Annotated in this window: 14 protein-coding genes; 10 read left to right on the top strand and 4 right to left on the bottom strand. The window is 69.7% G+C overall.

All coding sequences use genetic code 11. From position 1 onward, the window contains the following. Window positions 1-13 precede the first annotated feature (13 nt). The 7 genes from ACKOQ4_RS16660 (at window position 14) to ACKOQ4_RS16630 (ending at window position 8,142) form a co-directional block, all read left to right on the top strand. A complete protein-coding gene (locus ACKOQ4_RS16660) occupies window positions 14-868 on the top strand; it encodes an SDR family oxidoreductase (RefSeq protein WP_526293698.1) in 855 nt (284 codons plus the stop codon). Further along, a complete protein-coding gene (locus ACKOQ4_RS16655) occupies window positions 865-1,305 on the top strand; it encodes a protease inhibitor I42 family protein (RefSeq protein ID WP_526293697.1) in 441 nt (146 codons plus the stop codon). The genes ACKOQ4_RS16660 and ACKOQ4_RS16655 overlap by 4 nt, the downstream gene beginning before the upstream one ends. A 107-nt stretch (window positions 1,306-1,412) precedes the next feature. Continuing rightward, window positions 1,413-1,919: a hypothetical protein gene (locus ACKOQ4_RS16650; RefSeq protein WP_526293734.1), complete on the top strand. Its 507-nt coding sequence runs from the start codon at window positions 1,413-1,415 to the stop codon at window positions 1,917-1,919. Between the two features lie 20 nt (window positions 1,920-1,939). Beyond that, a complete protein-coding gene (locus tag ACKOQ4_RS16645) occupies window positions 1,940-2,881 on the top strand; it encodes an LLM class F420-dependent oxidoreductase (protein ID WP_526293696.1) in 942 nt (313 codons plus the stop codon). Window positions 2,882-2,892: 11 nt separating this feature from the next. Then, the gene (locus ACKOQ4_RS16640; RefSeq protein WP_526293695.1) at window positions 2,893-3,510 is read left to right on the top strand and encodes a hypothetical protein; all 618 of its coding nucleotides are present in this window, start codon (window positions 2,893-2,895) and stop codon (window positions 3,508-3,510) included. 25 nt (window positions 3,511-3,535) lie between these two features. Next, window positions 3,536-5,281, top strand: coding sequence for an Hsp70 family protein (locus tag ACKOQ4_RS16635; RefSeq protein WP_526293694.1), 1,746 nt, complete (start codon window positions 3,536-3,538; stop codon window positions 5,279-5,281). A 125-nt stretch (window positions 5,282-5,406) separates the two neighbouring features. Beyond that, a complete protein-coding gene (locus ACKOQ4_RS16630) occupies window positions 5,407-8,142 on the top strand; it encodes a (Fe-S)-binding protein (protein ID WP_526293693.1) in 2,736 nt (911 codons plus the stop codon). A 10-nt stretch (window positions 8,143-8,152) separates the two neighbouring features. Here ACKOQ4_RS16630 and ACKOQ4_RS16625 read toward each other — a convergent pair whose 3' ends face one another. Next, on the bottom strand, window positions 8,153-8,581 hold the full coding sequence (locus ACKOQ4_RS16625) for a hypothetical protein (protein ID WP_526293692.1): 429 nt from the start codon (window positions 8,579-8,581) through the stop codon (window positions 8,153-8,155). A 114-nt stretch (window positions 8,582-8,695) separates the two neighbouring features. On the opposite strand from ACKOQ4_RS16625, the gene ACKOQ4_RS16620 reads away from it, so the two are divergent. Both ACKOQ4_RS16620 and ACKOQ4_RS16615 read left to right on the top strand, forming a co-directional pair. Beyond that, complete coding sequence (locus tag ACKOQ4_RS16620; RefSeq protein ID WP_526293691.1) at window positions 8,696-9,988, top strand: pyridoxal phosphate-dependent aminotransferase; 1,293 nt, start codon at window positions 8,696-8,698, stop codon at window positions 9,986-9,988. 3 nt (window positions 9,989-9,991) lie between these two features. Next, complete coding sequence (locus ACKOQ4_RS16615) at window positions 9,992-11,248, top strand: YibE/F family protein (RefSeq protein WP_526293690.1); 1,257 nt, start codon at window positions 9,992-9,994, stop codon at window positions 11,246-11,248. Here ACKOQ4_RS16615 and rfbA read toward each other — a convergent pair. Genes rfbA through ACKOQ4_RS16600 form a run of 3 tightly spaced genes read right to left on the bottom strand, consistent with a single transcriptional unit; the run spans window position 11,199 to window position 13,214 of the window. After that, window positions 11,199-12,065 (bottom strand): glucose-1-phosphate thymidylyltransferase RfbA, encoded by an 867-nt coding sequence (rfbA, locus tag ACKOQ4_RS16610; protein ID WP_526293689.1) that lies wholly within the window; start codon window positions 12,063-12,065, stop codon window positions 11,199-11,201. The two genes, ACKOQ4_RS16615 and rfbA, sit on opposite strands and share 50 nt — an antisense overlap. 2 nt (window positions 12,066-12,067) lie before the next feature. Further along, window positions 12,068-12,442, bottom strand: a complete 375-nt coding sequence (locus tag ACKOQ4_RS16605; RefSeq protein ID WP_526293688.1) for a nuclear transport factor 2 family protein — start codon at window positions 12,440-12,442, stop codon at window positions 12,068-12,070. Between the two features lie 19 nt (window positions 12,443-12,461). Continuing rightward, window positions 12,462-13,214: a maleylpyruvate isomerase family mycothiol-dependent enzyme gene (locus tag ACKOQ4_RS16600; RefSeq protein ID WP_526293687.1), complete on the bottom strand. Its 753-nt coding sequence runs from the start codon at window positions 13,212-13,214 to the stop codon at window positions 12,462-12,464. A gap of 132 nt (window positions 13,215-13,346) precedes the next feature. Between ACKOQ4_RS16600 and ACKOQ4_RS16595 the strand changes: the two genes are divergently transcribed. Beyond that, window positions 13,347-13,608 (top strand): hypothetical protein (locus ACKOQ4_RS16595; protein WP_526293686.1); only part of this gene is annotated, 262 nt, incomplete at its 3' end.

The following is a 13,608-nucleotide window of genomic DNA, read 5'->3' as shown; positions in this document are numbered from 1 at the left end:
CCATACTTCGACCGTGGCCAGCTACGCGGTGACCGGCTCCGCCTCCGGCATGGGCCGGGAGGTCGTCGACCGGTTGCGCGGGCGCGGCGACACCGTCATCACGGTGGACATCAGGAATGCCGACATACCGGCTGACCTGTCGACGGCCGCCGGCCGCCGCACCGCCGCAGAGGCCGTACTCACCGCGAGCGGGGGAAAGCTGGACGGCGCGGTCCTGGCCGCGGGCCTGGGCCCCACCAAGGGCGCCGAGCGGATGATCACCGAGGTCAACTTCTTCGGCGTAGTGGACCTGCTGACGGCCTGGCGGCCGGCGCTGGCGGCTGCGGAACGCGCCAAAGCAGTGGTTTTCTCGAGCAATTCGACCACCACCGTCCCGGCGGTCCCCGGGCGCGCCGTGCGGGCACTGCTGGCCGGGGACGCCGAGAAGGCGCTGCGCACCTACAGGTTGCTCGGCCCTGCGGCGCCGCCGATGGCCTATGCCGCCTCCAAGATCGCGGTCAGCCGGTGGGTGCGCCGCAACGCCGTGACATCGCAGTGGGCCGGTGCCGGAATCCGGCTCAACGCGCTGGCCCCCGGCGCCGTCATGACGCCGCTTCTTGAGCGCCAACTCGCCAACCCGGCGGAGGAGAAGAACATTCGCCGCTTCCCGGTTCCGATCGGTGGATTCGGTGATGCGGGTCAACTCGCCGACTGGGTGGTGTTCATGCTGTCGGAGTCCGCGGACTTCCTCTGCGGCAGTGTGGTTTTCGTCGACGGCGGTTCCGACGCGTATTACCGTTCCGATGACTGGCCGTGCCCGGTCCCGGCCAGGCGGATACCGTCCTATCTGCTACGGACACGGGAGTTCTTCGGAAGGAGACGGTCATGAGTCGTCGGTTGCTGGCGACGGCGCTGATCACAACGGCGCCGTTGATGGCCTGCGCGGGCAAGGCCGAGACGCCCAAGTCCGGACCGCAGACCACCACGATCCGGATTCCCTACGACGAGCTACTCAGTCAGAAGAAGATCAACCGCACCGTGACGCTCGCCGTAGGGGACTACCTGCAGGTGAGTCTGGGCTCCAACGCCTCAACCGGCTACCGGTGGTCCGAACAGATGCAGATCTCCGACCCCAAGGTCCTGGCGCAGAGCGGACACGAGGCGCTGGCACCCGGGCAGAACATGCCGGGGGCGCCGGGTAGCGACGTCTGGATGCTGCAGGCCGTGGGTCCGGGGACCTCGACGGTGACCGCCAGCTACGGACGGCCGTGGCCGGGCGGCGAGAAGGACGCCTGGACCTTCACCGCGGATGTCACCGTCAGATGACACCCTGCGAGTCACTCCCGTAACTCCAGTCACTGGTTACGTAGTCTGGTCTCGTGCGCATCTCCCACGGACTCGGCCTTCGGGTCGGTCTGGCCGCCGCCTGCCTGATGACCGCGGTGGTGGCCGGATGCGGCAGCACCGTCGACGGGGTCGCCACCTGTCCGGGATGCGGAGCAGGCGAGCCGGAGTTCCCCACCACCCGCCCCACCGTCCCGACCATCCCGACCACCGAGTCAGCTCCGCCGAGCAGCACCGCGACACAGCCCTCGGGCGGGCAGACGCTCGAGCCCAACGCCAACGGCTACGTCTACATCGAGACCAGGTCCGGCCGGACCCGCTGCCAGATATCCGCCGACACCGTCGGTTGCGAATCGGAATTCACCGACTCGCCCCTCATCGAGGGCGAGAACGCGACGGGCGTGGAGGTTTCGGCCAGCGGCAGCAACCGGTGGGTGCTGGGCAACCTCGGGGCGATGCCCACCACGACGATCGACTACGACACCTATCACGCGGTGGGCTGGACGATCGTCGCCGAGGAGAGCGGCACCAACTTCACCAACGACGACACCGGGCACGGCATGTTCGTCAGCACCGAGCGCGTCGACTTCTTCTGATCTGCCCTAGGCTCACCGAGGTGGACTTCCGCGTTTTCGTCGAACCGCAGCAGGGCGCCACCTACGACCAGCAGGCTGCGGTGGCTCGCGCCGCCGAATCCCTGGGCTTCTCAGCGTTTTTCCGTTCGGATCACTATGTCGCGATGAGCGGCGACGGCCTGCCGGGCCCGACCGATTCCTGGGTGACCCTGGCCGGGATCGCCCGGGAGACCGCCACCATCAGACTGGGCACCCTGGTGACCTCGGCGACCTTCCGCTACCCCGGCCCGCTGGCGATCTCGGTGGCCGAAGTGGACGCCATGAGCGGCGGCCGGGTCGAGTTCGGGATCGGCGCGGGCTGGTTCGAGGCCGAGCATCTGGCCTACGGGATTCCGTTCCCGGGCCTGGGCGAGCGCTTCGAGCGACTCGAGGAGCAACTCGAGATCATCACCGGAATGTGGGCCACACCGGCAGGCCAGAGGTTCGACTTCGCCGGCGCGCACTACACCATCGCCGACTCCCCCGCGCTGCCCAAGCCGGTGCAACGCCCCCACCCGCCGATCATCATCGGAGGGGGCGGACCCCGGCGCACCCCGGCACTGGCGGCGCGGTTCGCCGCGGAGTTCAACGCGGCCTTCCCCACGCTGGACTTCGTCCGCCTGCAGTACGCCCGGGTCCGCGCCGCGCTGACCGAGGCCGGCCGCGACCCCGCCGACATCACCTATTCGGCGGCCTTCGCGGTGTGCGCCGGCCGCGACGAATCCGAGCTGGCCCGCCGGGCGGCGTCGATCTCCCGCGAGCTCGACGAGTTGCGCGCGAACTCTCCGCTGGCGGGCACCCCCGACCAGATCGCCGGCCGGCTCGAACAGTTCGCCGAGGCCGGCGTGCAGCGGGTGTATCTGCAGCTGCTGGACCTCTCCGACCTCGACCATCTGCAGTTGTTCGCCACCGAGGTCATGCCCCGCTTCCCGGCCGCGCACTAGGATCGGACCACGTGTCTCGTCACCCCTTCCCCGACGATCCGGGCAACTACCCGGAGAACGAGCCGACCCAGTACGCCAACTACGGCGGAACCGGCGGCCAGGCCTACAGCGAGTACGGCCCACCGGCCGGTCACCAGCCTGCACCCACCGGCTACGGCCACTACCAGGCGCCGGTCGCCCCGCCGCCGCCGCCCTGGCACCAGCGGCCCGCCTTCCTCGTCGGTCTGGGCGTGCTGACGGCCGCGCTACTCGCCCTGCTGGTCTATGCCGTGGTGAAGTTCACCAATTCCGGCAACACACCGAGCCCCGGCGCCACCTCGAGCAGCGTCACCGCACCCTCGTCATCGTCGGCTCCGGTCACGTCCTCCGCCTCCCGGCCCGTCCCGACCGAGCAGAGCACCGCACAGCCCTCGACGTCCAGCGTCGCTCCGCCGCCCCCACCGCCGCCGACGACGACCGTGGCGCCGACGACCTCGTCGGCGCCGACCACGACCGAGACGCCCACCCCGTCGACGACCACCAGCATCAGCACCTCGGTCACCACCGTCACCGAGACGACGACCAGGCCCGTGTTCACCTTCCCGACGCTGCCGCGTCCGACGCCGCGGGAGCAGACCCCGGCCGGCTAGCGAGCGGCACCGGCCTGGAAGGGAGATGCGCGTGAACGGCCCTCTGGGGCTCTCGATAGGGACGGCCAATCTGATGGCGGTCCGCCCGGGCCGGGAGCCGATCCGCCGGCGGTCCCCGCTGCCGGGCGCCGACGACGCGGCCCGGCTCGCGGGCGCGCTGGACGAACTGGCCCGAGCGGCCGGCGGGGACCGCCCGCCCACCGCGGTGGCGGTGGCGGTGCCCGGGCACTGGGAAGCCACGGCTGTCACCCGGCTGCGCGGTGCGCTGCGACGAGCCCCGGCGCTGTCGGCCGGCGGGGCCGAACCGGTGGTCGTTTCCGACGCCGCGGCCGCGCTGACCGCGCTGCAGGCCTTCCCGGGCCTGCCCGGCCGCGGAGTGGTGGCGCTGTGCGACCTCGGCGCCGGCGGGTCGTCGATCACCCTGGCCGACGCCGGCGCAGGGCTGTCGCCGATCGGCCCGACGATGCGCTTCACCGGCTTCTCCGGCGACGGAGTCGACCGGATGGTGCTCGACCACCTGCTGGCCGGGATCCGCACCGCGGACAACACCGGCGCCACCACCGCCGTCGGCGCGCTCGACCGGCTGGGCGAGCAATGCCGGCTGGCCAAGGAGAGACTGTCCGCCGAAACCGAGACGGTGGTAACGGTCGACCTGCCCGGCTACCGGGGTGATGTCCGGCTCACCCGCGCCGAGCTGAACGGTCTGATCGCCGCTCCTTTCGCCGAGTTCCTGGATGCACTCGGAGATACGTTGGAGCGCAACAGGATTCCGGCCAGCGATCTCGCCGCGGTCGCCCTCGTGGGCGGAGGTGCGGCGATCCCCGCGATCAGTCACCAGCTGTCGCAGATGCTGCGCGTACCGGTGGTCGTCGACCCCGCGCCCGGGCTGGCCGCCGCGACGGGTGCGGCCGGGCTGGCCTCGCGCGGGCGCACCGGCGAACCGACCGCGATCACACCCACCGCCGCCGACGCACCCACCAGTCTGGATCCGGCCGCGTGGGCGACCGGGGCGGCGGGGCAGGCCGCCACCGAATCGGCCACCGACGGATCGCCGTCGGCGACCTACCGCGCCCTGGCCTGGTCCGAGGGGGAGGATGCCGCCGGAGAGCCAGTGCCCTACGCCGGGGAGTACTACCCGCCGGGCCGCTACGCCAGCGCCACGCCGGCCACCGGGCGTCCGGCGGTGGAGTTCGAACCGGACGACCGCGAGACCGTCGCGATCGCCCCGGCACCACCGTGGTACCGGCGACCCGCTCTGCTGTTGGGCATCGCCGCCGCCCTGGCCGCCGCCGGGGTCGGCGGGCTGGCGCTGTCGCTGACCGACAGCCGGAGCACACCGTCGACGACCACCACCCGGGTGAGCCCGCCCGACCAGGGCACCGGCAGCGGGTCGTCGCCGGCCCCGGCGACCACCGCGGCCCCAACGGGTTCGGCGGCGACCTCGAGCCCCGCACCGTCCGCCACCACGACCACCACCCCGACAACAACCACGACACCCACCACCACACCCACCACCACACCCACCACCACGACAACAACCACGACAACAACCACGACCACGACCACGCCGACAACGACGACAACCACGCCGACGACGACAACCACCACGACACGCACCACGACGGCCACCACCAGCGCGGCTCCCCCCACGACGACGGCCGCGCCGACGCCGACCCAGGCCACCCTGACGACGACGGCCGCACCCCCGGTGACGACCCAGGCCGTCATCCCCAACGAGGCACCTACCGACAAACCGGCGCCGCCGGAGTAGGAGTAGGAAGTGCCTCGGCGCCACCCGACCGGCGGGCAAAACCACGGGTTTTAGCCGACCTGGCTCGCACGACAGCGGCTCAGGGTGCGACTATGGGACGTCCACCAATCGCGAAGAGGTAGGTCGTGGAAACGCAGACTCTCATCCGGCTGATCATCGGTCTGACCATGACGGCCATCGTCGGAGTGTTCGCGCTCAAACGGGTCAGGTACCTGACCAAACTCATCAGCTCGGGTCAGCGCACGGCCGACGAGCGCGGCCGCAAGAACCACCTCGGTGAGCGCATCGGCAACCAGGTCAAAGAGGTTTTCGGCCAGACCAAACTGCTCAAGTGGTCCATCCCCGGCGTCGCGCACTTCTTCACCATGTGGGGCTTCTTCATCCTTGCCTCGGTCTACCTGGAGGCCTACGGCGTCCTGTTCGACCCCAAGTTCCACATCCCGGTGGTCGGCAAATGGGGCATCCTCGGCTTCCTGCAGGACTTCTTCGCCGTCGCGGTGCTGATCGGCATCATCACCTTCGCGATCATCCGGCTTCGCTCCGAGCCCAAGGAGCACGGCCGCTCCTCACGCTTCTACGGCTCGCACACCGGCGGCGCCTGGCTGATCCTGTTCATGATCTTCAACGTCATCTGGACCTATGCGTTGTTCCGCGGCGCAGCGGTCAACTCCGGCAACTTCCCCTACAGCGGGGCGGCGTTCTTCTCCCACGGCATGGCCGCGCTCCTCAAGCCGCTGGGCGTTCACGCCAACGAGATCCTGGAGTCCGTGGCTCTGCTGCTGCACATCGGCGTGATGCTGGTCTTCTCGCTGATCGTGCTGCACTCCAAGCACCTGCACATCGGCCTGGCGCCGCTGAACGTCACGTTCAAGCGGCTGCCCAACGCGCTCGGCCCGCTGCTGCCGATGGAGTCCAAGGGCTCCTACATCAACTTCGAGGATCCCGCCGAGGACGCGGTGTTCGGCCGCGGCAAGATCGAGGACTTCACCTGGAAGGGCTACCTGGACTTCACCACGTGCACCGAGTGCGGCCGCTGCCAGTCCCAATGTCCGGCGTGGAACACCGGAAAACCGTTGTCGCCCAAAATCGTCATCATGGACCTGCGCGACCACCTGTTCGCCAAGGCCCCTTACATCTTCGGGCAGCCGAACGATGTCGCGGACACCGAAGGCGGCCTGGAGATCGGGCCCGACGACCCCCACCACGTTCCGGAGTCCGGTTTCGAACGGGTTCCCGCCGACTCCCCGCTGCAGGCCACCCGGCCGCTGGTGGGCGATGCCGCGGCGCTCGGCGTGATCGACCCCGACGTGCTGTGGTCGTGCACCACCTGCGGCGCCTGCGTCGAGCAGTGCCCGGTGGACATCGAACACATCGACCACATCGTCGACATGCGCCGCTACCAGGTGATGATGGAGTCGGAGTTCCCCTCCGAATTGAGCGGTCTCTACAAGAACCTCGAGAGCAAGGGCAACCCGTGGGGCCAGAACGGCAAGGAACGGCTCACCTGGATCGACGAGGTCAGCTTCGACGTCCCGGTCTTCGGTAAGGACGTCGAGTCCTTCGCCGGCTTCGAGTACCTGTTCTGGGTGGGGTGCGCCGGCGCTCTCGACGACCGCGCCAAGAAGACCACCAAGGCCGTCGCCGAACTGCTTTCGGCCGCAGGGGTGAGGTTCCTGGTGCTCGGCGACGGCGAGACCTGCACGGGCGACTCGGCACGGCGTTCCGGCAACGAGTTCCTGTTCCAGCAGTTGGCTTCTCAGAACGTCGAGACCATCAACGAACTGTTCTCCGGTGTCGAGCGGGTGGACCGCAAGGTCGTCGTCACCTGCCCGCACTGCTTCAACACCCTTGGCCGCGAGTACCCGCAGGTCGGCGGCAACTACACCGTGGTACACCACACCCAGCTGCTCAACCGGCTGGTGCGCGACAAGAAGCTGGTGCCGGTGACGTCGACCAACGGCCAGAGCGGCGGCACCATCACCTACCACGACCCCTGCTACCTCGGACGGCACAACAAGGTCTACGAGGCCCCGCGGGAGCTGATCGGCGCAGCCGGTGCCACCCTCACCGAGATGCCGCGGCACGCCGACCGAGGTTTCTGCTGCGGCGCCGGCGGTGCACGTATGTGGATGGAGGAACACCTCGGCAAGCGGGTCAACCACGAGCGGGTCGACGAGGCGCTGACGCTGGACGCGACGACCATCGCCACCGGCTGCCCGTTCTGCCGGGTGATGCTCTCCGACGGTGTCGGCGATCGCGGCAAGGCCGAGGAGGTCGAGGTGCTCGACGTCGCCCAGATGCTGCTCGGCTCGCTGGACCGCAGCGCCCTGACACTTCCGGAGAAGGGCGCCGCGGCCAGGCTCGCCGCCGCGTCGGCACCCGCGATCAAGCCGGCCGCGCCCAAGCCGGCTCCGGAGCCGCAACCGGTCCCGGCCGCCCAGGCGGCACCCGCCCCGGCGGCCGCGCCGGCGGCGGCACCGGCCGCACCGGCCGCACCGGCAAAGGGATTGGGAATCGCAGCCGGGGCCAAGCGCCCGGGTGCCAAGAAGGCCGCCGAGCCCGCGGCACCCGCGGCCGAGACCGCGCCGGTCGCGCCCGCCGAACCTGCGCCGGACGCGCCGGCCGCCCCGGCTCAGCCGGTCAAGGGCCTCGGAATGGCGGCGGGCGCCAAGCGACCCGGCGCCAAGAAGGCGGCTCCTGCGGCCGCAGCCCCGGCGGCCGGGACCGCCACGGACCCCGCGCCCGTGCCGGCGGCGCCCGCTGTGCCGTCCGCGGACCCCGGCGACGGGGCCGCACAGCAGACGCCGGCCAAGGGGCTGGGCATCGCCAAGGGGGCCCGCCCGCCGGGTAAGCGCGGCTGAACGCGGGTCGTCAGCCGACCTGGGTGAGCTGAATCGGCGCCTGGGTCACCTGGCCGCCCGGGCACTCCCCGTTGGAGTCCGCCGTGACCGTGCCGGTCAGGGTGGCGGCATCGACCGCGTAGCGGATCACGACGTCGGCGTAGTTGCCGTCACCGCAGATCACCCCGTCGGGCTTGGTCACGCTGTAGGTCCACCGGCCGTTGGTCAGTGTGGCCACGCTGGTCCATCCGCGGTTGCTGACCAGGCTGGCGGTGCATCCCTCGACCGCGGCCGGGCACGCCGACGACGCCGTCACGAAGAACTGATCGGAGCCCCCTGCCACGGCATACTTGCCGTTGAGCGTGCCGTTGGCGGCATGGGCAGCGGGCAGGGAGCCCAGCGCGGCCGCCGCCGCCAGGGCGCCTGAGACGGCCAGTGCGCGGGTGCCTACACGGTTCATTTCGGTGTGCCTCCTGTGGCTGATGATGCGAAGTTAACAGGCCCTGAGGTGCGAATTTGAGGGTCGTGTCCGGCATGTGTCGAAACCGATCGCGAGCTGTGACTGGAAATCGGGTTGAACCCCCGTGGGAGAATCGACGGCGTGACCACCCACCAGCTGCCGTGGCATCCCACCAGCCACCACCCGCGGCCGCGGACCTTCGCGCAGTCGACCAAGCTGCAGGACGTCCTCTACGAGATCCGCGGCCCGGTGCACGACCACGCGGCACGGCTGGAGGCCGAAGGTCACCGCATCCTCAAGCTCAACATCGGCAACCCCGCGCCGTTCGGCTTCGAAGCACCCGACGTGATCATGCGCGACATGATCCAGGCGCTTCCCAACGCCCAGGGCTACTCGGATTCCAAGGGCATCCTGTCCGCCCGCCGGGCGGTGGTCACCCGCTACGAACTCGTCGACGGTTTCCCGCGGTTCGACGTGGACTCGGTGTTCCTCGGCAATGGGGTCTCCGAACTGATCACCATGACCCTGCAGGCCCTGCTGGACAACGGCGACCAGGTGCTCATCCCGGCACCGGACTACCCGCTGTGGACGGCCTCGACGTCACTGGCCGGGGGGACCCCGGTGCACTATCTGTGCGACGAGACCAACGGCTGGCAACCCGACCTGGCCGATCTCGAATCCAAGATCACCCCGCGCACCAAGGCCATGGTCGTGATCAACCCGAACAACCCGACCGGCGCGGTCTACAGCCGGGACGTGTTGGGGCAGTTGGTCGATCTGGCTCGCAAGCACCAGCTGCTGCTGCTGGCCGACGAGATCTACGACAAGATCCTCTACGACGACGCCCACCACGTCAGCCTGGCCACACTGGCCCCGGATCTGTTGTGCCTGACCTTCAACGGTCTGTCCAAGGCCTACCGGGTGGCCGGGTATCGGTCGGGATGGCTGGTGATCACCGGCCCGAGTGACCACGCAACCAGCTTCATCGAGGGCATCAGTCTGCTGGCCAACATGCGGCTGTGCCCGAATGTCCCTGCGCAGCATGCGATTCAGGTCGCACTCGGTGGCCACCAGAGCATCGACGACCTGGTGCTTCCGGGCGGCCGCCTGCTCGAACAGCGGGATGTCGCATGGGAGAAGCTCAACGAGATTCCCGGCGTCTCCTGCGTCAAGCCCCAGGGCGCGCTGTACGTCTTCCCTCGGCTGGACCCCGAGGTGCACGACATCGTCGACGACGAGAAGCTGGTCCTGGACCTGCTGCTCGACGAGAAGATCCTGGTCACGCAGGGCACCGGCTTCAACTGGCCGGCACCGGACCACCTGCGGATCGTGACGCTGCCGTGGTCGCGCGATCTCGCCAACGCCATCGAGCGACTGGGTAACTTCCTGGCGAGCTACCGGCAGTAGCCGGTGAGCCACCCGCATTCCCATTCCCACGGTGGCCCCGTCCGCCTGGGACCGATAGCCGCCCGGATAGTCGTCGGTTCGCTGATCGCCATCGGACTCGCGGTGATTGTCGGCGCCGCGCTGCTGTGGCCCTCGGGGGCGAAGGTCGACATCCCACTGCCGTTCCAGAATGCCGAGGGCGGGTCCGTGACCACACAGGGAGGGCGCGTGACGGCCACGGCGATCGCCGAGTGCGGCAGCCCTTCAGCCGGTCAGGTCCTGACTGGAGCACCCTTCCCCGGTTCCGGGGGCGGCGGGACCTGCGTTCAGGCGCTGGTCGCGATCGACTCCGGGCCGAACAGCGGCGCGAGCACGCTACTGGAGTTCTCGCCGGGCCCGGGACAGCCGAAGCTGGCAGCTGGGGATGCGATTCGGATCTTTCGGCAGGTGAGCCGGGAGGGCGCCACCACGTACGGGTTCTACGACTACGAACGCCGCTGGCCGCTGGCGCTGCTCGCAGCGCTGTTCGCGGTGGTGACAGTCGCGGTCGCACGCTGGCGCGGCCTGCGATCGTTGATCGGCATCGTCGTTGCCTTCGTGGTGCTACTGACATTCATGCTCCCCGCGCTGCGGGACGGTTCGCCGGCGATGCCGGTCGCATTGGTCGCCTCGTCGGCGATCCTGTTCGCGGTGATCTACCTCGCCCACGGCGTCAGTCTCCGCACCAGTGCCGCGCTGCTCGGCACTTTGACCTCGATGCTTCTGGCCGCCGTACTGTCCTGGGCTGCAATTGATCTCACCCATCTGACGGGCCTGTCCGACGACCGTAGCAACGAGGTGGCCGCCTACCTGGGGAACATCTCGATCGAAGGTCTGCTGCTGGCCGGGTTCATCGTGGGTTCGCTCGGCGTACTCAATGATGTCACCGTGACTCAGGCCTCGACGGTCTTCGAGTTGGCCAACCTCGGCCACGCTTCGCGCAGGCAGGTGTTCCTGCGGGCGATGCGGGTTGGCAGCGACCACATCGCCAGTACGGTCTACACACTGGTTTTCGCCTACGCCGGCAGTTCGCTTCCGCTGCTGTTGCTGCTGAGCGTCGCCAACCGTTCCTTGTCCGATGTGCTGACCAGTGAGAGCGTGGCGACCGAAGTGGCCAGATCCGCGGTCGGCGGCATCGCGTTGGCTCTGTCGGTACCACTGACGACCGCCATCGCGGTGGCCCTGGCGACTCCTAGCGTCGGTCCAGAAGCTCCAGAAGGTACCGACCGTAGCCGGACTTGAGCGTCACCTGCGCCCGTTGCGCCAGTTGGTCGTCGTCGATGAATCCCATCCGCCAGGCGATCTCCTCCGGGCAGGCCACCTTGAGGCCCTGCCGCGCCTCGATGGTGCGGACGAAATTGCCGGCCTCCAGCAGCGAATCGACGGTACCGGTGTCCAGCCAGGCCGTGCCGCGGGGCAGCACCTCGACTGAGAGCCTGCCCTGGTTCAGGTAGGTCTTGTTGACGTCGGTGATCTCCAGCTCGCCGCGCGCCGAGGGACGCAGTGACCGGGCTATCTCGACGACGTCGTTGTCGTAGAAGTACAGGCCCGGGACGGCGTAGTTGGACTTCGGAGTCGCCGGCTTCTCCTCGAGGTTCAACGCCCTTCCCTCCGAGTCGAATTCGACCACACCGTAGTCAGACGGGTTGGCGACCCAGTAGGCGAAGATGCATCCCCCGTCGATCTCACGGAACCTGCGCAGGTTCGTGCCAACCCCGGGTCCGTAGAAGACGTTGTCCCCCAGCACCAGCGCGACAGGTCCGCTGCCGATGTGATCGGCGCCGAGGATGAAGGCCTGTGCGAGGCCTTCCGGTCGCTGCTGCACCGCGTAGGTGATCGTTATCCCGAAGTGATCGCCGTCGCCGAGCAGTCGCTGGAAATCCGACTCGTCCTGCGGTGTGACGATCACCAGGATGTCGCGGATGCCCGCCAGCATCAGGGTGGACAACGGGTAGTAGATCAGCGGTTTGTCGTACACCGGCAGCAACTGCTTGCTGACGCCGCGGGTGACCGGATACAGCCGGGTTCCCGATCCGCCGGCCAGGATGATCCCTCGCACGGTCAGGCCTGCAGGTCTTCGTCGGTCATCTCGGTGGCGGCCAGGGCGGCGGCCAGGTCGTCGTGACGGAACACCGCCGTGACCTGATCGTCGACCACCCGGAACGCCGACGCGGCGGTGCGCACATCCGCCGGATCCGAGAGCGGGGTGATGCGCTCGGATACCACGACGACTCCGTGCCGGTAGTAGATGTCCCCGACCTCGACGGTGGCCTCGGCGTTCTTGGCCCACTCCCGTAGCGCGGCGTGGCCCTGAGCCGCACCATGGGCGTCACCGATCTCGATGTCGTCGCTGGACAGCGCGGCCAGGGTCCCCAGGTCCGCGTTGCTCAGGGCGTCATGCCAGGCCAGGACGGTGGCGATTTCCGAAGTGCTCATGACCGACCAACGTACCGGGCTAAAACGGTGTGCGGGCCAACCAGGTGTCCCACACCGCGCGGTCGCCGAACACCTCCAGGCCCAACTCGGCTGCTCGGCAGCGGCGGACGATGGCCAGCAGCAGATCGCGGGCCGGTCCCCGCAGGGCCGCGGCGGCCTTGCCGTGCTCGTGGTCCACCGCTATCCCGTCGGGCCGGCCCAGGATGGTCCACTCCCCCGCGGCGTCGGTGGCGTGCAGGTGCAGGCTCAGGCCGTCGCCCAGGGGGCGGTCGCCCCAACCGGGACCCTCGGCGCCGGCGCGGATGACGACCCGTTCCAGGTACTCGCTGATGCCGTCGGCCGCCACCTCCGGGTCGATCCGGAACGCCGCGCCCACCGCGAGGGCGGCGTCGGCGCGATGCACGGCCGTCTCGTGGAGTCGTCGCCGTATCCACCACCCGGCCGGGCGGGGACCGAGGAACGTCCACACCGGGGTTTCGGCCCCGACGTCTGCGACGGCCTCGAGCAGCCGGCGGGGACCGTCATGCACCCAGGCGATCTGTCCGTCGCGGTCGGCGGGCGGTCTGCCGTCGGGCACCGTGCGGGGGTCGATGTAGTCCGCGGACCGCTCGGCCACGATCTGCGCGCACCAGCGGTCCCCTCGACCGACGTGGCGCATCAGCTGGTCGAGGGTCCAGTCCGGACAGGTCGGGACCGGTGTGGTGAGGTCGGCGTCGCGCAGCAGCTCGGCGAAGGCGATGTTCTCGGCGATCAGGGTCGTCGCGGTGTCCACGACCTCAAAATACGCCGTTCGGGTCAGTCCCCGGGGGGCCCCGGCGGGAGCACGATCGTCGTCGACACCTCCGATGAGCTTGCCGATCCGCCAGAGTCGCCCGACCCGCCGGAACTCGCGGCTGTGCTGCCCGTGGTCGCAGCAGCCGTCGGCGACGGTGCGGTGGCAGCCGGCTGGGTCGTGGTGGCCCCGGCGGTCGCCCCGGTGTCCGCGGCGGGTGCGGACGGGGCGGGTGCCGACGGGCCGGACGGCGGGGCGCTCGTCGTAGCGGTCGTGGCGGTCGTGGCGGTCGCCGGGGTGGGGCGCACCGGGATCTGGAATATCGCCGGCAGCCGGGGCGGGAGGATCGGTATGGGCACCACCACGGCCGGTATCGCCGGGGCCGGGACGGGTG

This window comes from Mycobacterium sp., from assembly GCF_046095365.1.
Classification (GTDB): Bacteria; Actinomycetota; Actinomycetes; order Mycobacteriales; family Mycobacteriaceae; genus Mycobacterium.
Note: the sequence above shows the minus strand (reverse complement) of the source record. Positions and strands in the feature narration are given on the sequence as shown.

What these genes read in the sequence shown, in the direction of transcription:
- ACKOQ4_RS16655 (WP_526293697.1), top strand. Translation starts at nt 865, where the DNA reads ATGAGTCGTCGGTTGCTGGCGACGGCGCTGATCACAACGGCGCCGTTG.
- ACKOQ4_RS16650 (WP_526293734.1), top strand. Translation starts at nt 1,413, where the DNA reads ATGACCGCGGTGGTGGCCGGATGCGGCAGCACCGTCGACGGGGTCGCC.
- ACKOQ4_RS16635 (WP_526293694.1), top strand. Translation starts at nt 3,536, where the DNA reads ATGCGCGTGAACGGCCCTCTGGGGCTCTCGATAGGGACGGCCAATCTG.
- ACKOQ4_RS16625 (WP_526293692.1), bottom strand. Translation starts at nt 8,581, where the DNA reads ATGAACCGTGTAGGCACCCGCGCACTGGCCGTCTCAGGCGCCCTGGCG.
- ACKOQ4_RS16605 (WP_526293688.1), bottom strand. Translation starts at nt 12,442, where the DNA reads ATGAGCACTTCGGAAATCGCCACCGTCCTGGCCTGGCATGACGCCCTG.